We start from the raw sequence: 16995 nt of genomic DNA, 5'->3' as shown, positions 1-16995 counted from the left end.
GGGCGGGGGTGAGGGCTACGGCCTCTAGATAAGAGTCGCGCTTCATCTTCCGCACCTGCCCTCACCCCAACCCTCTCCCCGAGGGGAGAGGGAGCCAAGCCCGGGGGAGGGAGCCAAAAACCCGAGGGGAGCGGGCCAATCCCCGCACGATTCCGATCTGCGCCACGGTGCGCTTGCGCTGGCATGCCGCTTGCATCTCAACTTGTACACATGTTTGGATGCCTGAAGATGGTGCACGAAGAAAACCCGAAAAGCGGAACGCCAGAAGCGGCCTGGATCGCCAGGTTCGCCTCGCCTGTGGCACACACGCACGCCGCCGTGGCGCTGGATTTCGCCCTGCCGCTCGCGGGCCTGCGCTTCGCTGTCAAGGACAACATCGACGTGGCCGGCGTGCCCACCACCGCCGCCTGCCCGGCCTTCGAGCGCCTGCCCGAGGTGCACGCGACCGTGGTGCAGCGCCTGCTCGAAGCCGGTGCATTGCTGGCCGGCAAGACCAATCTCGACCAGTTCGCCTGCGGCCTGAACGGCACCCGCTCTCCTTATGGCGAGGTGCCCAACGCTTTCGACGCGCGCTATGTATCGGGCGGCTCCAGTTCGGGCTCGGCCTGTGTGGTGGCCACGGGCGAGGCCGACTTCGCCCTGGGCACCGACACCGCCGGCTCCGGCCGCGTGCCGGCCGGGCTCAACAACATCGTCGGCCTGAAGCCTTCGCGCGGCCTGCTGAGCGCCTTCGGCGTGGTGCCCGCCGCGCAGAGCGCCGACTGCGTCTCCATCTTCGCGCGCACCGTCGCCACCGCGGTCGACGTGCTGCTCGCAGCCGCCGGCCACGACGCGCGCGATCCGTACTCCCGCGAGATCGACTTGCGCCGCGAGCCGCTGCCCGCGCGCTTCCGCTTCGGCGTGCCCGACCGGCTGAGCTTCTTCGGCGATGCCGCCGCCGAGCAGGCCTTCGGCGACGCGGTCGCGCGGCTGCTCGCCATGGGCGGCACGCCCGTCACCATCGCCTACGCGCCGCTCGCGGAAGCGGCCGCCATGCTCTACGAAAGCGCGCTCGTCGCCGAGCGCTACGCCGCGGTGCGCGAGTTCTTCGACGCGCATGCCGACGACGTCGTCGAGCCCGTGCGCGGCATCCTCGCGAGCGGACAGGGCTACAGCGCAGCCGACGTGTTCGACGCCCAGACCAGGCTGCGCGCCATCGCGCAGAAAGTCGAGCCGATGTGGCGCGACATCGACCTGCTGCTCGTGCCCACCGCGCCCACGCACTACACGCGCGAGCAGATGCGCGCCGATCCGGTCGCGCTCAACCGCAACCTCGGCGCCTACACCAACTTCGTCAACCTGCTCGACTACGCCGCGCTCTCGGTGCCCAGCAGCCTGCGCGCGGATGGCCTGCCTTTCGGCATCACGCTGATCGGCCCCTGCGGCAGCGATCTCGCACTCGCCGAGCTGGGCCAGCGCTTCCATCACGCCACCGGCCTTGCGCAGGGCGCGACCGGCGAGCCTCTGCCGCCGCCGCGTGCGATTCCGGGGCTCGCGGCGGCGGGTGCCGGCACCTTGCCGATCGCCGTCGTCGGTGCGCATCTCTCGGGCATGCCGCTCAACAGCCAACTGACCGAGCGCGGCGCCACCCTGGTGCGCGCCACCACCACCTCGCCCGCCTACAGGCTGCACGCGCTGCCGGGCACCGTGCCGCCCAAGCCCGGACTGCGTCGCGTGGCCGAAGGCGAGGAGGGCGCAACCATCGCGCTGGAAGTGTGGGCCGTGCCGCTCGCGCAGGTCGGCAGCTTCCTCGCGCTGATCCCGCCGCCGCTGGGCCTCGGCAGCGTGGAGCTGGCCGACGGCAGCTGGGTGAAGGGCTTCATCTGCGAAGGCCACGCGCTGGACGGCGCGCAGGACGTGAGCCATCACGGCGGCTGGCGCGCCTACGTCGCGAGCCGCGCCACCCCGAGTTCCAACTGATCAGAGGAGTTCCGATGAGCATCCAACAACACTCTCCCGCCGCACGCCGGCGACGCCAGCTGCTGCAAGCCGGCGCCGCGGGCATGGCAGTGCTGGCCGCGCCCGCCATCGTGCGCGCGCAGGGCGCGGCTGCGAAGCTGCGCATCGGCTTCTGGCCGGTGGCTGCCGGCCTGCCGTTCTTCGCGGCGGTCGACAAGGGCTACTTCAAGGAGGCCGGCCTGGACGTGGAGCCGCTGAAGTTCGCCGGCGCGCAGCAGGTGATGGAAGGCATGCTCGCGGGCCGCTGCGACGGCAGCGCCAACGGCACGGGCTCCGCCAATCTCGCGATCGGCGAGATCGCGCAGCCAGGGCTGTTCAAGATCTTCTGTACCAACCCGAGCAACGCGAAGTACGTGCTCGACGAATTCATCGTCGCCAAGGACAGCCCCGTCAAGTCCGTGGCCGAGTTGGCCGGCAAGAAGGTCGCATCGGGCCCCGGCATCCAGAACGTCACGCTGTGCAAGACCATGCTGGAGCGCGCGGGCGCCAAGGGCGCGACCGTGAGCGAGCTGCCCATCGGCCAGCACGTGGCTGCGCTGGTCGCGGGCCAGGTCGACGCCTGCTACACGCTGGAGCCCACCGGCACCGTGGGCCGCATGAACGGCACCACGCGCGTCGTCGAGGCCGGCGTGGTCGCGAAGTACATCCTCGGCGACCCGATGGCGCCGTGGCACGGCGGCGCGGCCAGCCTCACCAGCGACTTCATCAGGAAGAACCCCGAGGTCGCGAAGAAGTACATAGCCGCCTACGCACGCGGCGTGGAGCTGGTGCGCAGCAAGCCCGACGAGGCACGCCAGTTCATGAAGGGCTACACCGCCATCGAAGGCAAGCTCACCGCCGAGGTGCCGCTCGCGTCGTACATGCTCTACAACGAGTTCAAGCCCAGCGACGTCGCGTACTTCCAGAAGTTCTACGACCTGTTCACCGAGAAAGGCATCTTCGAGAAGAAGGTCGCGGTGGACACGCTGCTCTACAAGGCCTGAAGACCATGGCCGAAGCAAGCTCGACCACGGCCGCGCCGTGGACCCCGCCGGCCAGCGCGGCCACCGCCGCGCCGAAGCCGCCGCTGCGCGACCGCCTGCTGCCCTTCATCGGACCGGTGGTGCTGTTCATCGTGTGGGACCTGGTGGTGCGGCTCGGCTTCATCAAGCCGATCCTGCTGCCCACGCCGGCCGACACCGTCGCGGCGCTCATCACAGGCCTGGCCGGCGGCCCGCTGCTCACCGACTTCGCCATGACCGTGTGGCGCACCGTGCAGGCCTTCGCCATCGCGGCGGTGGTCGGCATGCCACTGGGGGTGCTGCTGGGCAGCAACGAGCGCGCCTACCGCAGCGTGGAGTTCCTGATCGACTTCTTCCGCTCCACGCCTTCGTCGGCGCTGATCCCGCTGTTCCTGCTGATCTTCGGCGTGAGCGACGTCAACAAGGTGGCCATCGCGGCCTTCGGCGCGCTGCTCATCGTGGTGTTCAACAGCGCCTACGGCGTGATGAACGCGCGCAAGCAGCGCGTGATGGCGGCGCGCGTCATGGGCGCATCGCGCTGGCAGATCTTCAAGGACGTGCTGGTGTGGGAAAGCCTGCAGCCCAGCTTCGTGGGCCTGCGCTCGGCGGTGTCGATGGCGCTGGTGATCGTCATCGTGGCCGAGATGTTCATCGGCTCCGACACGGGGCTCGGCCACCGGATCATCGACGCGCAGCAGGTGCTCAACGTGAAGAGCATGTACGCGGCGATTCTTTCGGCGGGTGCGCTGGGCTACGCGCTGAACATCCTCTTCCTGGTCGCCGAACGCCGCATCGTGCACTGGAGCGGAAGATGAAAGTCACGCAGGACATCGTCGTCAACGGCCCGGTGTACGCCGACGTGCCCAGGCCCGTGTTCAAACCCGGCCCGGCAGGCACGCACATCACCATCCGAGGGCTCACCAAGTACTTCGCGGGCTGGCCGCTGTACGAGAACTTCGACCTCGACATCCCGAAGCACGCGATCGTCTCGGTGTTCGGTCCCAACGGCTGCGGCAAGTCCACGCTGATCAACATGATCGCGGGGCTCATTCCCATCGACTCGGGCGAGATCCTGTTCGACGGCAAGCGGCGCTCGGACACCAAGATCGGCTACGTGTTCCAGAACTATCGCGAGGCGATGTTCCCGTGGATGCGGACCATCGACAACATCGCCTATCCGCTGAAGCTCGAAGGGCGCAGCAAGGCCGAGGTCGACCGGCGCATGGAAGAGCTGGTGGCCTCCTTCGACGTGAAGTTCGACCTCGCGCGCTACCCGTACGAACTCTCGGGCGGCCAGCAGCAGACGGCGTCGATCATGCGCGCGCTCGCGCCCAACCCGGAGGTGCTGTTTCTCGACGAGCCCTTCTCCGCGCTCGACTTCGAGATGACGCTCTTCATCCGCGAGAAGCTGCAGGAGGTGTTCATGCAGACCGGTACCACGATGCTGCTGGTGTCGCACGACCTCGAGGAGGCGGTGTACCTCGCCGACGAGGTGCTGCTCCTGACCAAGCGGCCCACCAAGGTCGCGGAGATCCTGCACTACGGCGATGCGCGCCCCCGCACGGTGGAAACGCTGAGCACCGGGAGTTTCGTCGCCATGAAGAAGCTCAGTCTCGACATCTTCCAGCGCGAAGTCCGCCGCTAGGCATCGACCCGAGGAACCGTCCATGACACCCACGCAGATCGAGAGCTACGTCGACGCCGCCGCGGCGGCGCTCGCGTTGCCCCTGTCGCCCGCGCACCGCCCCGGCGTGCTGCGTTACTTCGCGCTCGCGGCCGAGTTCGCCGCGCTGGTGGAGTCGGTACCGCTGGCCATGTCGGCCGAGCCGGCGGTGCATTTCGCGCCGGTGGCGCCCGAGGAGAAGGACGCATGAGCGCCGCGGACCTGCTCCTGCGCGACGCGACCGCCATGGCCGAAGCGGTGCGCGCGGGCGCCACGAGCGCCGCGGCGCTGGTGCGGGCCAGCCTCGAGCGCGTGGAAGCCACCGACGGCCGGGTCAACGCATTCACTGCCGTGCTGGGGGAGCGTGCGTTGCGCCGCGCGGCGCAGGTCGATGCCTCGCTGGCTTCGGCGAACGGCGCGCGCACCCGCGAACTGCCGCTGCTCGGCGTGCCGTTCGCGGTGAAGAACCTGTTCGACATCGCCGGCCTGCCCACGCTCGCGGGCTCGAAGATCGAGCGCCAGACCGCGCCCGCGCGCGCCGACGCCGCGCTGGTGCGAAGGCTGGAGCGTGCGGGCGCCGTGCTGGTGGGCGCGCTCAACATGGACGAGTACGCCTACGGCTTCACCACCGAGAACAGCCATGAAGGCCCCACGCGCAACCCGCACGACCTCCGGCGCATCGCGGGCGGCTCGTCGGGTGGATCGGGTGCCGCGGTGGCGGCCGGGCAGGTGCCGCTCGCGCTGGGCTCCGACACCAACGGATCGATCCGCGTGCCCGCGTCGCTGTGCGGCGTGTTCGGCCTCAAGCCCACGTTCGGGCGGCTGCCGCGCACCGGGAGCTTCCCGTTCGTGTCCAGCCTGGACCACCTCGGCCCCTTCGCCCGTTCGGCGCGCGACCTGGCGCTGGTCTACGACGCGCTGCAGGGCCCAGAAGACGCTGGCCACCCGCATGACCCCGGCTGCGCGCAGCGGGCCGTCGAACCTGTATCAGGCGTGCTGGCGCAGGGCGCGCGCGGCCTGCGCATCGGCGTGCTCGGCGGTTATTTCCACCAGCGTGCCGGCGCCCAGGCGCTGGCCGCCGTCGATCTGGTCGCCGATGCGCTGGGCTCGGGCGTCTCGCGGGCCAGCGTGGAACTGCCGCTGGTCGAGGCCGGGCGGGCCGCCGCCTTCCTCATCACCAACGCCGAAGGCGCCGCGCTGCACCTGGATGACCTGCGCCGCCGCGCGCAAGACTTCGAGCCGCTGTCGCGCGACCGCTTCCTGGCCGGAGCGCTGCTGCCGGCCGCCTGGGTGGCGCGCGCGCAGCGCGTGCGCCGTGTGTATGCCGAGGCGGTGGCGCGCCTGTTAGCGCGCTACGACATCCTGCTGGCCCCGGCCACGCCCAGCGCGGCCACGCCCATCGGCGCGGAAAGCTTCGAGGTCAACGGCCAGGTGCTGCCGGTACGGCCCAACATGGGCCTGCTGACCCAGCCCTTCTCGTGCATCGGCCTGCCGGTGTGCGCCGTGCCGGTTTGGGGCACGCACGCCAACCAGCCGAACCAGCCCGACCTGCCGGTCGGCGTGCAGGTGATCGCCGCGCCGTGGCGCGAAGACCTCGTGCTGCGCGTGGCCGCGGCACTCGAAGCCGCGGGCGTGGCGCATGCGCCGGTCGCCGCACTCAGTTCGGAGGAAACACCCGCATGAACGCAAGCGACATCGACCTGCCCGACGTGCTGTCCGAAGTGCAGGCCGCCTTCGCCCGCTACGAGGACGCGCTGGTGAACAACAAGGTCGAGGTGCTCGACGAGCTGTTCTGGAACAGCCCGACCACGCTGCGCTATGGCGCCACCGAAAACCTCTACGGCTACGACGAGATCCGGGCCTTTCGCGCATCGCGCCCTTCACAGGGCCTTGCGCGCGAACTGCTCGTGACCGTCATCACCACCTACGGGCGCGACTTCGCCACCGCGAACTGCGAGTTCCGCCGCGAAGGCGCAGAGCGAAGCGGCCGCCAGAGCCAGACCTGGATGCGCACGCCCGAGGGCTGGCGCGTGGTCTCGGCGCACGTCAGCCTGCTCGGCTGAGCGCCCAGGCACTTCTTTTTCCTTCAGTCCTTCAACCTGTTTTCCAGCAACGGAGTACGTCATGACCAGCCAATTCAATCGCCGCGATTCCCTCAAGACCCTGGCCGCGCTCGGCGCGGCGGGCGGCCTCGGAAGCTGGAGCGCGCTTGCCGCCGCCCAGGCCAAGCCCAAGCCGCTCACCGTCGGCGTGATCTACGTCGGCGCGCGCGACGACTACGGCTACAACCGGGCGCACGCCATGGCCGCCGCCGAGATCAAGAAGCTGCCCGGCGTGAAGGTGGTGGAGGAAGAGAACGTGCCCGAGACGGCGGCCGTGCAGAAGACCATGACCGGCATGATCTCGCAGGACGGTGCGGGCCTGCTCTTTCCCACCTCGTTCGGCTACTTCGATCCGCACATCCTCGCGGTCGCGCCCAAGAACCCCGACGTGCGCTTCTCGCACTGCGGCGGCCTCTGGACCGAGGGCAAGCACCCCAAGAACGTCGGCAGCTTCTTCGGCTACATCGACGAGTGCCAGTACCTCAACGGCGTGATCGCCGCGCACATGACGAAGAGCAACAAGATCGCCTTCGTCGCCGCCAAGCCCATTCCGCAGGTGCTGCGCAACATCAACGCCTTCACGCTCGGCGCGCGCTCGGTCAAGCCGAACATCACCTGCAGCGTGATCTTCACGGGCGACTGGTCGATGGCGGTGAAGGAAGCCGAAGCCACCAACAGCCTCGCCGACCAGGGCTGCGACGTGTTCACGATGCACGTGGACGGCCCCAAGGTGGTGGTCGAGACGGCCGCCAAGCGCGGCAAGATGGTCTGCGGCTACCACGCCAGCCAGGCCAAGCTCGCGCCCAATGCGTACCTCACCGGCGCCGAATGGAACTGGCTCACCGCCTACAAGACCGCCATCGAGGCCGCGCAGGCTGGCAAGCCGCATCCCAACTTCCTGCGCGGCGGCCTGAAGGAGGGCTACGTGAAGATGTCGGCCTACGGCCCCATGGTGCCGGACGCCGCGAAGAAGCACGCCGACGAGATCAAGGCGAAGATGATCGCGGGCAGCTTCGACATCTTCAAGGACGGCATCAAGGACAACAAGGGCGCCGTGGTGGTGCCGGCGGGCAAGGTCCTGAAGCAGACCGACCTGGAGCTCGAGAAGATGAACTACCTCGTCGAAGGCGTCGTCGGAAGCGTCTGACCGACACCCCGGTACCGTCATGCTGCGCCCCGCGCTCTTCAAGGAACTGGCCCTGCCGGTGTTCGCCATCGCGGCGGCGCTGCTGCTGTTCGGGCTGGTGGTGGCCTTCGCCGGTATCGACGCGGTGGAGGTGTGGGCCACGCTGTTCAAGGGCGCGTTCGGCGACTGGTTCTCGTGGCAGAACACGCTGCAGCGTGCGGCGCCGCTGATGCTCACCGCGCTGTGCGTGGCGCTGCCCGCGCGCGCGGGTCTCATCGTGATCGGCGGCGAGGGGGCGCTGGTGCTGGGCGGGCTGGCCTGCGCGGCGCTGGCGCATGCGGTGCCGCTGCCGGGCAACGTCGTCGGCACCGTGGCCGTGTGCATTGCCGGTGCGCTCGCGGGCGCGTTGTGGATCGTGCTCGCGGGCTGGCTGCGCCAGTATCGAGGCATCAACGAGACCATCAGCAGCCTGCTGCTGGCCTACATCGCCATCGGCATCTTCAAGCACCTGGTCGAAGGGCCGCTGCGCGACCCGGCCAGTCTCAACAAGCCCTCGACCTACGCGCTGGGTGACGGGTTGCTGATCGGCGGCATCGGCGGTTCCGACGTGCACTGGGGCCTGGTGGTGGGCGTGGTGGCCTGCCTCGGGCTCGGCTGGTGGCTGCGCGCCACGGCCTCGGGTTTCTCGGTGCGGGTGGTGGGCGGCAATCCGCGCACCGCGCAGCTCGTCGGCTTGCCAGCCACGCGGCTCATTCTGTCGGCCTGCGGGCTCGGTGGCGCATGCGCGGGGCTCGCAGGCGCCATCGAGGTGGCGGCGGTGCACACCAACGCGAACGCATCGCTGATCGCGGGCTACGGCTACGCGGGCATCCTGGTGTCGTTCATCGCGCGGCACAACCCGGTGGCCATCGTGCCGGTGGCCATCCTGTTCGGCGGCTTCGGCGCGGCGGGCAGCCTGCTGCAACGCCGGCTGGGCCTGCCCGATGCGTCGGTGCTGGTGCTGCAGGGCATCGCCTTCGTGCTGATCCTCGCGAGCGAAGGCCTGCGCACGGTCGACTGGAAGAAGTTCGGCGACCGCATGCTTCCGGAAGCAAGGAGCTACACATGACGGCCGACCAGTGGATCGCGCTGGTCGCCGGCATCGTCGGCGGCGCATTGCGCGTCGGCGCGCCTTTTCTCTTCGTGAGCCTGGGCGAGTGCCTCACCGAGAAGTCGGGCCGCATCAACCTCGGCCTCGAAGGCGTGCTGGTGCTGTCGGCCATGGCGGCCTTCGGCGGTGCCTACCTCACCGACTCGGCCTGGCTGGGCGTGCTGATCGGGGCGGCGGCCGGCGCCGCGCTCGCGCTGCTGCACGGGTTGCTGTGCTCGCTCGACCGCGTGAACGACGTGGCGACCGGCATCGCGCTGATGCTGCTGGGCACGGGGCTCGCGTTCTACCTGGGCAAGCCGCTGATCCAGCCGCAGGCGCCGCAGATCCCGGCGATCCCGCTGGGCTTCTGGAGCGACAACCCCGTCGTGCGCTCGGCCCTGCAGCTCAATGCGCTGGTGCCCGTCGGCGTGGCGCTCGCGGTGCTGTTGTGGTGGGGCTTTGCGCGCACGCGTGTCGGGCTGCTGGTGCGCATGGCGGGCGACTCAGCGCAGGCCACGCGCGCGCTCGGCTATTCGGTCTCGGGCCTGCGCATCGCGGCCACCACGGCGGGCGGCTTCATCGCCGGGCTGGGCGGCGCGTCGCTCACGCTCTTCTATCCGGGCAGCTGGAACGAAGGCATCTCCAGCGGCCAGGGCCTGATCGCGGTGGCGCTGGTGATCTTCGCGCGCTGGAGCCCGCTGCGCTGCGTGGGCGCGGCGCTGCTCTTCGGCGGCGCTGGCGCCATCGGCCCGGCGCTGCAGTCCATCGGCATCGGCTGGGGCTACCACCTCTTCAACACGGTGCCTTATGTGCTCACGCTGGTGATCCTGGTGTTCACCTGCAGGCCGGGAAGCGCCGCCGCAGGCAGCCCCGGCGAACTCTCATCGACAAGGAACTGAACGCCATGACGACAACGACAACAAAGACCGTCGCCGCCGAGCCCTACGCCTGGCCCTACAACGCGAACATGCGCCCCGACAACACGGCGCTCATCGTCATCGACATGCAGACCGACTTCTGCGGCAAGGGCGGCTACGTGGACGTGATGGGCTACGACCTCTCCCTGGTGCAGGCGCCCATCCAGCCGATCGCGCGCACGCTGGCGGCGCTGCGGCCGCTGGGCTATCACATCATCCACACGCGCGAAGGCCACCGGCCCGACCTCGGCGACCTGCCGGCCAACAAGCGCTGGCGCTCGCGGCAGATCGGCGCCAACGGCGTGGGCATCGGCGACGACGGGCCGTGCGGGCGCATCCTGGTGCGCGGCGAGCCCGGCTGGGAAATCATTCCCGAGCTGGCGCCGCTGCCGGGCGAAGTGATCATCGACAAGCCCGGCAAGGGCTCGTTCTATGCGACCGACCTCGAGCTGATCCTGCGCACGCGCGGCATCGAGAACATCATCCTCGCGGGCATCACCACCGACGTGTGCGTGCACACCACCATGCGCGACGCCAACGACCGCGGCTTCGAATGCCTGCTGCTGTCGGACTGCACGGCGGCCACCGACTACGGCAACCACCTCGCCGCGCTGAAGATGATCACCATGCAGGGCGGCGTGTTCGGCGCGCATGCCACCTCGCAGGCGCTGCTGGCGGCGCTCGGCTGACCGCCATGGGCGCCGCGTCTTCTTCCTCTCACGCCATCGGCGGCCTGCCGGCGGGCAGCGGCGCGCTGGGGCTCGACACCTACGAGCTCACCAAGCGCTTCGGCGACTTCACCGCGATGGACCGCGTGACGATGCGCGTCGAGCCCGGCACGGTGCATGCGCTGCTCGGCGAGAACGGCGCGGGCAAGAGCACGCTGGTGAAGTGCGTGGCGGGTTTCCAGCGCGCGGAGGAGGGCAGCATCCTCATCGACGGGCGCGAGCAGGACATCGCCAACCCCATCGTGGCGCGCGCCCTGGGCATCGGCATGGTCTACCAGCACTTCACGCTGGCGCCGGGCATGACGGTGGCCGAGAACCTGCTGCTGGCCGGTGGAAAGACGCCCGCCGTCATCGACTGGAAGAGCAAGCGCGCGGAGCTGGAGGCCTTCCTGGCGACCACGCCGTTCAGCCTCGACCTCGACGCGCGGCCTGCCGAACTTGCGGCGGGCGAGAAGCAGAAGCTCGAACTGCTCAAGCAGCTCTACCTGAAGCCGCGCCTGCTGATCCTCGACGAGCCGACCTCGGTGCTCACGCCGCAGGAGGCCGACGAGGTGCTGGGCCACGTGCGCGAGTTCGCGCGCAGCGGGCTGTGCACGGTGCTGATCATCACGCACAAGTTCCGCGAGGTGATGTCGTACGCCGACAGCGTGACGGTGCTCAGGCGCGGCAAGGCGGTGCACCATTGCCGCGTGGCCGAGACCAGCCCGGCGCAGCTGGCGCAGGCCATGATGGGGGGCGAACAGGTGGCTGCCTCGCCTGCGACGCAGGCTTGCGTTGCAAGAACGCCCGTGCCCGCCGGCGCGCCGGTCGCGCTGGAGGTCCAAGGACTGAAGGCGCAGGGCGATCGCGGCACGCTGGCGCTGCACGAGCTGAGCCTGTCGGTGCGTGCGGGGGAGATCCTCGGCGTGGCCGGCGTCTCGGGCAACGGGCAGCGCGAGCTGGTCGAAGCGCTGGTGGGGCAGCGCCCGCGCCTTGCAGGCAAGGTCACGGTGATGGGTCAACCTTACGCGGCACGCCGCGCCGAGAACCGCGAGCTGAAGGTGCGCAGCCTGCCGGAGGAGCCGCTGCGCAACGCATGCGTCGGCGACCTGAGCGTCGCGGAGAACATGGCGCTGCGCGACTTCGACCTGCCGCCGCTGTCGCGAGCCGGCGTGCTGAGCTTTCCGTACTGGCGCAGCAGGGCGCGCGAGTGGATCGCCGAATACGGCGTGAAGACCCGGGGCGAGGGCGCGCCGATCCGCAGCCTCTCGGGTGGCAATGTGCAGCGTGCGGTGCTGGCGCGCGAGCTGGCGGGCGACATCAATGTGCTGATCGCGGCGAATCCGGTGTTCGGGCTGGACTTTGCCGCGGTCGCGGAGATCCATTCGCGCATCGTGCAGGTGCGGGAGAAGGGCGGGGCCGTTCTTCTCATCAGCGAGGACCTCGACGAGCTGCTCGAGCTGGCGGACCGCATCGTCGTGATGAGCGAGGGGCGGATCGTGTTCGAGACATCGGCTGCTGGAGCGCAGCGGCATGTGATCGGGGCGCACATGGGCGGTGGGCATCACGAAGGTGCGGCCTAGCCGCTGGCCCGATCCGGAACATTCTTGAGAACCAGCATGCACATCGACGAAGCCAACCCCTTTCCCTATGCGTTCGACGTTTCACGCACGGCGCTCGTGCTGATCGACATGCAGCGCGACTTCATCGAGCCCGGTGGCTTCGGTGAAACGCTTGGCAACGACGTGTCCCTGCTCGAAGCCATCGTTCCCGCGACGAAGGCTGTGCTGCACGCATGGCGGCAGGCCGGCGGGCTTGTCGTGCACACGCGCGAGGCGCACAAGGCCGATCTTTCCGATTGCCCGCCGGCCAAGCGCAATCGCGGCAACCCCACGCTGCGCATCGGCGACGAAGGGCCGATGGGCCGCATCCTCGTGGCGGGGGAGCCGGGCAACCAGATCGTCGAGGCGCTCGCACCCGTCGACGGCGAGATCGTGATCGACAAGCCGGGCAAGGGCGCGTTCTACGCCACCGGCCTGCACGAGCTGCTGCAGGCGCGCGGCATCACGCATCTGCTGTTCGGCGGCGTCACCACCGAGGTCTGCGTGCAGACCAGCATGCGCGAAGCCAACGACCGGGGCTACGACTGCCTGCTCCTGGAGGACTGCACCGAGAGCTACTTTCCCGCGTTCAAGGCGGCCACGCTCGACATGGTGCGCGCGCAGGGCGGCATCGTCGGCTGGACGGCGCCGGGCACGGCGTTGCTTTCCGCGCTGAAGAGCCTTCGATGAAGCCGGCGCCTGCGACTAACATTCCAGCCGTGTCCACAGCCCGATCCAGCCCAGAAACTCCCGTTGCCGCTCCCGACGCGGCGGTCTTCCGCACACGGGCCGACGAGGTCTACGCGCAGCTCAAGCGCGACGTGGCCGATTTCATCCTCGTGCCGGGCGACCGCTTCACCGAGAGCGAGATCAGCGACCGGCTCGGCGTTTCGCGCACGCCGGTGCGGCAGGCGCTCTTCAGGCTGCAGCAGGAGGGCTTCGTCGAGGTGCTGTTCCGCAGCGGCTGGCGCGTGCTGCCCTTCGACTTCGACCAGTTCGAGCAGCTCTACGACTTGCGCATGGTGCTGGAGACCACCGCCGTGCACCGCCTGTGCGAGACCGACCGCCATATCGACCGCCGCCTGCTGGAGACGCTGGCCGATATCTGGCTGGTGCCCGCGGCGCAGCGCAGCACCGACATGGCGCAGGTCGCGCAGTGGGATGAAGCCTTCCACTGCTCGCTGGTGGCCGCCGCCGGCAATGCCGAGATGGCGCGCGTGCACGGCGACGTGACCGATCGCATCCGCATCATCCGTCGCCTCGACTTCACCAAGCAGCCGCGCATCGACGCCACCTACGACGAGCACGCCAAGATATTGAAGGCGGTGCGCGCGAACCGCGGCGACCAGGCCGCGATGCTGCTGCGCGCGCACATCGAGACCAGCCAGGCGGAGGTGCGCAAGATCACGCTGCACCAGGTGCATCTGGCGCGGCATGCGGGACGCGCGCCACGCTAGGGGTATTAACTCCTTCCCCCAGAGGGGGAGGGAGAAAGAAAGCCCTCAGTCGGCAGTGATGTTGCCGCGCTTCACCACGGCTGCCCACCGATCCGCATCCTTCTTGAGCAGCGCCCCGAACTCCGCCGGTGTCGAGCTCGCCGGCACCATGCCCTGCGACTCGAACGACTTTGCCACGTCGGGCTGCTTCAGCACCGCCGCGATCTCCTTGTTCAGCCGCGCCACCACGTCCGCGGGCGTGCCCTTGGGCGCGAGCACGCCGTACCACATGTCGACGTTGTCGGCGGTCACGCCGGCCTCGGCGAGCGTGGGCACGTCGGGCAGCTGCGGCAGGCGCTTGCCGCTGCCGGTGGCGATGGCCTTGAGCTTGCCGGCCTGGATGTGCTGCAGCGCCACGTGCACCGGCAGGAACATGTAGTCGATGCGCCCGCCCAGCAGGTCGGTCACCGCGCCAGCCGTGCCCTTGTACGGCACGTGCAGCAGATCGGTGCCGGTGCCTTGCATGAGCAGCGCCATCGACAGGTGGTGCGGCGTGCCCACGCCCGGGGTGGCGTAGGTCAGCTTGCCGGGCTCGGCCTTGGCCGCGCTCACCATCTGCTGCACCGACGACACCTTCTGCACGTTCGGGTTGGTCACCAGCAGCAGCGTGCCCCACGAGGTGAGCGACACGGGCGCGAAGTCGGCCACCGGGTCGTAGCTCAGCGAGCGATACAGGCTGCGGTTCATCACCAGCGTGTTGACCTGCACCAGCAGCGTGTAGCCGTCGGGCTTGGCGCGCGCCACGCGCTCGCTGCCGATGTTGCCGCTGGCGCCGGCCACGTTCTCCACGATCACCGGCTGGCCCAGCTTCGCGGGCAGGCGTGCCGAGAGCTGGCGGGCGATCAGGTCGATGCCGGTGCCGGGGGTGTAGGGCACCACCAGCGTGATGGCCTGGTCGGGCCAGGCGAATGCGGTGGTAGCGGTGCCTGCCATGACGAGCAGGGCGGCGAGGGTCTTCTTGATCAGCGATCGCATGGTCTTTTCAGTCTCCGTGTTCTTCCGGGGTTGCCTGTCGGTTCAAAGGTAGGAGGCGCGCGCCTTCAGGGCGGCAGGGTCGTAGCCCGCCACGCGCTTGTAGTTGTCCGAGATGGCCTGCAGCTCGGCAACGGGCACGACCTGCTCGATGCTCCCGAAGCGCTTGCCGCCCGAGCGCTCGAACACTTCGCGCAGGATGGCGTCGGGCGGATTGCTGCGGTTGGTCAGCACCACGTCGGTGGTGGCCTTGACGCGCACGCGGTCGTAGTCTTCGAGCGCGGCCGTTCCGACGCCCATCTTCTTCAGCGCACCCGCGAGGTAGCGCGCATCGATGATGGCCTGCCCCGCGCCGTTGGAGCCGCGCGGAACCATCGGGTGCGCGGCGTCGCCCAGCAGCGTGAGGCGGCCGTGCGTCCAGCGGGGCAGCGGGTCTTGGTCGACCATCGGATATTCGAGGATGGTGTCCGAGGCGAGGATCAGCGCGGGCACGTCGAGCCAGTCGAAATGCCAGTCGGCGAAGGCCGGCAGGAAGTCTTCGAGCCGGCCCGCGCGGCTCCAGTCGCGCATGGCGGGCTGCGGCGCGTGGATTTCGGCGACCCAGTTCACCAGCTGGTGGCCCTCGGCGTCGATGTTCTCGCGGATCGGGTAGATCACCATCTTGCCGACCGAGAGCCAGCCCGCGCGCACCATGCTTCCGCCGGAGAGGAAAGGCTTCCAGCGCGCGGTGCCGCGCCACATGTTGATGCCCGAGTAGCGCGGCGCGCCTTCGTCCGGATAGAGCTGCTTGCGCAGCGCCGAGTGGATGCCGTCGCAGCCCACGGCGACTGCGCCGCGCACAGGTGGCGCATCGGCGAAATGCACGGTGACGCCGTCCGCGTCCTGCTCCACGTGCGTGCAGCGGCGGCCGCACACCACGCTGTCGGGGCCGAGGCGCTTGAGCGTCTCTTCGTACAGCACCGTCTGCAGGTCGCCGCGGTGGATGGAGAACTGGGGCCAGTCGTAGCCCGCATGCTGGCCCGCCGCCTCGCGGAACACCAGCTGGCCGTGCTCGGTGAAGAACACGGCTTCCTTCGTGCGCACGCCCACCTTGTCGAGGGCCTCCAGCAGCCCGAGTTCGGTGAGTTCGCGCACCGCGTGCGGCAGCAGGTTGATGCCCACGCCCAGCGGCTTGAGTTCGGGCACGGCTTCGTACACGCGGCAGGGAATGCCAGCCTGGTGCAGGCTCAGCGCGAGGGTGAGGCCGCCGATGCCGGCGCCCAGGATGATGACTTCGTTGCTCATGATGATCGGTCGTTGCGACGCGTTGCTTTGTCTCGGCCCGCATTAGGAACGCGGATCGATTATTTGGGAAATTTAGATGTGATATGGATTTATCATGAATTCATATGAATCTATCGACCCGCCAGCTGCGCGCTTTCCTCCAGGTGGCGCGCGTGGGCAACTTCACCCGCGCAGCAGAGCAGGCGCACATCACGCAGGCGGGGCTCAGCATCCTGATCCGCGAAATGGAAAAGCAGCTGGGCTGCCGGCTCTTCGACCGCACCACGCGCGTGGTGAGCCTCACGCCCGCGGGCCGGCGCCTGCTGCCGGTGGTGGAGCGCATGGTGACCGACCTCGACGACGTGGCCGCCGAGCTGGGCGCCGAGGGCGACGCGGCACGCCAGACGCTGCGCATCGCGGCCACCCCGCTGGTGTCGTCGAACCTTCTGCCGCAGGTGTTCGCCAGCTTCCGCGCCGCGCATCCGCAGGTGACCCTGCGCCTCTTCGACGCCGACCTGCGCGACGTGGAGGCGATGGTGGCCGCCGGCGAGGCCGACGTGGGCCTGGGCTTCTTCTTCAAGGCCGCGCCGGGGCTGTCGCGCGAGCCGGTGGGGCGCTTTCACCTGATGCGCGTGGAGGCCGGAGAGCCGCAGGCCACAGGCACCGCGCCCTGGTCGGCATTGCGCGGCGCCGAGCTCGTCGGGCTGCCGCCCGGCAACCCGATCCAGAAGGTGATCGACCAGCATCTCGCCGCCATCGGCCGCGCCGATGCGCAGCGCACCGCATTCAACTTCTTCGGCACGCTGATCTCGATGGTGGAGGCCGGCTTCGGCACCGCCGTGATGCCGACCTTCGCGCTCGCCGCCTGCCGCCGCCACCGCGTGCGCACCGACGTGCTGACCAAGCCGAAGGTGGGGCTCGACTTCTACCGCGTCACCAAGCGCGGGGCGTACGAGACGGAAGCGATGCAGGCCTTCGTCGCCACGCTGGAGAAGGCGCTGCCCGAGCTGTCGCGCTGAA

The 16995-nt window shown here is 69.4% G+C and carries 17 protein-coding genes; 15 read left to right on the top strand and 2 right to left on the bottom strand.

Going from position 1 to position 16995, the window contains the following annotated elements; translation table 11 throughout:
• The first annotated feature begins 228 nt into the window (after positions 1-228).
• From atzF to EJP67_RS14465, 14 genes are all read left to right on the top strand, one after another.
• Positions 229-1959: an allophanate hydrolase gene (gene atzF, locus EJP67_RS14530; RefSeq protein ID WP_126022418.1), complete on the top strand. Its 1731-nt coding sequence runs from the start codon at positions 229-231 to the stop codon at positions 1957-1959.
• A gap of 14 nt (positions 1960-1973) precedes the next feature.
• Positions 1974-2981, top strand: coding sequence for an ABC transporter substrate-binding protein (locus EJP67_RS14525; protein ID WP_126022417.1), 1008 nt, complete (start codon positions 1974-1976; stop codon positions 2979-2981).
• A 5-nt stretch (positions 2982-2986) separates the two neighbouring features.
• Positions 2987-3814 (top strand): ABC transporter permease, encoded by an 828-nt coding sequence (locus tag EJP67_RS14520; protein ID WP_126022416.1) that lies wholly within the window; start codon positions 2987-2989, stop codon positions 3812-3814.
• The gene (locus tag EJP67_RS14515) at positions 3811-4644 is read left to right on the top strand and encodes an ABC transporter ATP-binding protein (protein ID WP_126022415.1); all 834 of its coding nucleotides are present in this window, start codon (positions 3811-3813) and stop codon (positions 4642-4644) included. The genes EJP67_RS14520 and EJP67_RS14515 overlap by 4 nt, the downstream gene beginning before the upstream one ends.
• A 22-nt stretch (positions 4645-4666) precedes the next feature.
• Positions 4667-4873, top strand: a complete 207-nt coding sequence (locus EJP67_RS14510) for an AtzG-like protein (protein ID WP_126022414.1) — start codon at positions 4667-4669, stop codon at positions 4871-4873.
• Positions 4870-6345 carry an AtzE family amidohydrolase gene (locus EJP67_RS14505; protein ID WP_126022413.1) on the top strand — a complete coding sequence of 492 codons (1476 nt, stop codon included), beginning with the start codon at positions 4870-4872 and terminating at the stop codon, positions 6343-6345. Before EJP67_RS14510 ends, EJP67_RS14505 begins: the two co-directional genes overlap by 4 nt.
• A complete protein-coding gene (gene hpxZ / locus EJP67_RS14500) occupies positions 6342-6725 on the top strand; it encodes an oxalurate catabolism protein HpxZ (protein WP_126022412.1) in 384 nt (127 codons plus the stop codon). Before EJP67_RS14505 ends, hpxZ begins: the two co-directional genes overlap by 4 nt.
• Before the next feature lie 61 nt (positions 6726-6786).
• Complete coding sequence (locus tag EJP67_RS14495) at positions 6787-7911, top strand: BMP family ABC transporter substrate-binding protein (protein ID WP_126022411.1); 1125 nt, start codon at positions 6787-6789, stop codon at positions 7909-7911.
• 19 nt (positions 7912-7930) lie between these two features.
• A complete protein-coding gene (locus tag EJP67_RS14490; RefSeq protein WP_420824269.1) occupies positions 7931-8998 on the top strand; it encodes an ABC transporter permease in 1068 nt (355 codons plus the stop codon).
• The gene (locus EJP67_RS14485) at positions 8995-9918 is read left to right on the top strand and encodes an ABC transporter permease (protein ID WP_126022410.1); all 924 of its coding nucleotides are present in this window, start codon (positions 8995-8997) and stop codon (positions 9916-9918) included. The genes EJP67_RS14490 and EJP67_RS14485 overlap by 4 nt, the downstream gene beginning before the upstream one ends.
• Before the next feature lie 5 nt (positions 9919-9923).
• Positions 9924-10625, top strand: a complete 702-nt coding sequence (gene biuH / locus EJP67_RS14480) for a biuret amidohydrolase (RefSeq protein WP_126022409.1) — start codon at positions 9924-9926, stop codon at positions 10623-10625.
• A gap of 5 nt (positions 10626-10630) precedes the next feature.
• On the top strand, positions 10631-12226 hold the full coding sequence (locus EJP67_RS14475) for an ABC transporter ATP-binding protein (protein ID WP_126022408.1): 1596 nt from the start codon (positions 10631-10633) through the stop codon (positions 12224-12226).
• A 36-nt stretch (positions 12227-12262) separates the two neighbouring features.
• The gene (locus EJP67_RS14470; protein WP_126022407.1) at positions 12263-12934 is read left to right on the top strand and encodes a cysteine hydrolase family protein; all 672 of its coding nucleotides are present in this window, start codon (positions 12263-12265) and stop codon (positions 12932-12934) included.
• Positions 12931-13701 carry a GntR family transcriptional regulator gene (locus tag EJP67_RS14465; protein ID WP_126022406.1) on the top strand — a complete coding sequence of 257 codons (771 nt, stop codon included), beginning with the start codon at positions 12931-12933 and terminating at the stop codon, positions 13699-13701. Before EJP67_RS14470 ends, EJP67_RS14465 begins: the two co-directional genes overlap by 4 nt.
• A 45-nt stretch (positions 13702-13746) precedes the next feature.
• Here the strand turns inward: EJP67_RS14465 and EJP67_RS14460 are convergent, their stop codons facing one another.
• Both EJP67_RS14460 and EJP67_RS14455 read right to left on the bottom strand, forming a co-directional pair.
• Positions 13747-14715 (bottom strand): Bug family tripartite tricarboxylate transporter substrate binding protein, encoded by a 969-nt coding sequence (locus tag EJP67_RS14460; RefSeq protein WP_126022405.1) that lies wholly within the window; start codon positions 14713-14715, stop codon positions 13747-13749.
• A 42-nt stretch (positions 14716-14757) separates the two neighbouring features.
• Positions 14758-15996 (bottom strand): flavin-dependent oxidoreductase, encoded by a 1239-nt coding sequence (locus EJP67_RS14455; protein ID WP_126022404.1) that lies wholly within the window; start codon positions 15994-15996, stop codon positions 14758-14760.
• A 104-nt stretch (positions 15997-16100) separates the two neighbouring features.
• On the opposite strand from EJP67_RS14455, the gene EJP67_RS14450 reads away from it, so the two are divergent.
• Complete coding sequence (locus EJP67_RS14450; protein ID WP_126022403.1) at positions 16101-16994, top strand: LysR family transcriptional regulator; 894 nt, start codon at positions 16101-16103, stop codon at positions 16992-16994.
• The last annotated feature ends 1 nt before the right edge of the window (position 16995 follow it).

It is taken from the genome of Variovorax guangxiensis (assembly GCF_003952165.1).
Classification (GTDB): domain Bacteria; phylum Pseudomonadota; class Gammaproteobacteria; order Burkholderiales; family Burkholderiaceae_C; genus Variovorax; species Variovorax guangxiensis.
Note: the sequence above shows the minus strand (reverse complement) of the source record. Positions and strands in the feature narration are given on the sequence as shown.

Excerpts from the sequence above, each read along its gene's own strand:
- EJP67_RS14525 (WP_126022417.1), top strand. The coding sequence starts at position 1,974 with ATGAGCATCCAACAACACTCTCCCGCCGCACGCCGGCGACGCCAGCTG.
- atzF (WP_126022418.1), top strand. The coding sequence starts at position 229 with ATGGTGCACGAAGAAAACCCGAAAAGCGGAACGCCAGAAGCGGCCTGG.
- EJP67_RS14485 (WP_126022410.1), top strand. The coding sequence starts at position 8,995 with ATGACGGCCGACCAGTGGATCGCGCTGGTCGCCGGCATCGTCGGCGGC.
- EJP67_RS14495 (WP_126022411.1), top strand. The coding sequence starts at position 6,787 with ATGACCAGCCAATTCAATCGCCGCGATTCCCTCAAGACCCTGGCCGCG.
- EJP67_RS14515 (WP_126022415.1), top strand. The coding sequence starts at position 3,811 with ATGAAAGTCACGCAGGACATCGTCGTCAACGGCCCGGTGTACGCCGAC.
- EJP67_RS14465 (WP_126022406.1), top strand. The coding sequence starts at position 12,931 with ATGAAGCCGGCGCCTGCGACTAACATTCCAGCCGTGTCCACAGCCCGA.
- EJP67_RS14460 (WP_126022405.1), bottom strand. The coding sequence starts at position 14,715 with ATGCGATCGCTGATCAAGAAGACCCTCGCCGCCCTGCTCGTCATGGCA.
- EJP67_RS14520 (WP_126022416.1), top strand. The coding sequence starts at position 2,987 with ATGGCCGAAGCAAGCTCGACCACGGCCGCGCCGTGGACCCCGCCGGCC.
- hpxZ (WP_126022412.1), top strand. The coding sequence starts at position 6,342 with ATGAACGCAAGCGACATCGACCTGCCCGACGTGCTGTCCGAAGTGCAG.
- EJP67_RS14505 (WP_126022413.1), top strand. The coding sequence starts at position 4,870 with ATGAGCGCCGCGGACCTGCTCCTGCGCGACGCGACCGCCATGGCCGAA.
- EJP67_RS14510 (WP_126022414.1), top strand. The coding sequence starts at position 4,667 with ATGACACCCACGCAGATCGAGAGCTACGTCGACGCCGCCGCGGCGGCG.
- EJP67_RS14455 (WP_126022404.1), bottom strand. The coding sequence starts at position 15,996 with ATGAGCAACGAAGTCATCATCCTGGGCGCCGGCATCGGCGGCCTCACC.
- biuH (WP_126022409.1), top strand. The coding sequence starts at position 9,924 with ATGACGACAACGACAACAAAGACCGTCGCCGCCGAGCCCTACGCCTGG.
- EJP67_RS14450 (WP_126022403.1), top strand. The coding sequence starts at position 16,101 with ATGAATCTATCGACCCGCCAGCTGCGCGCTTTCCTCCAGGTGGCGCGC.
- EJP67_RS14490 (WP_420824269.1), top strand. The coding sequence starts at position 7,931 with ATGCTGCGCCCCGCGCTCTTCAAGGAACTGGCCCTGCCGGTGTTCGCC.
- EJP67_RS14475 (WP_126022408.1), top strand. The coding sequence starts at position 10,631 with ATGGGCGCCGCGTCTTCTTCCTCTCACGCCATCGGCGGCCTGCCGGCG.
- EJP67_RS14470 (WP_126022407.1), top strand. The coding sequence starts at position 12,263 with ATGCACATCGACGAAGCCAACCCCTTTCCCTATGCGTTCGACGTTTCA.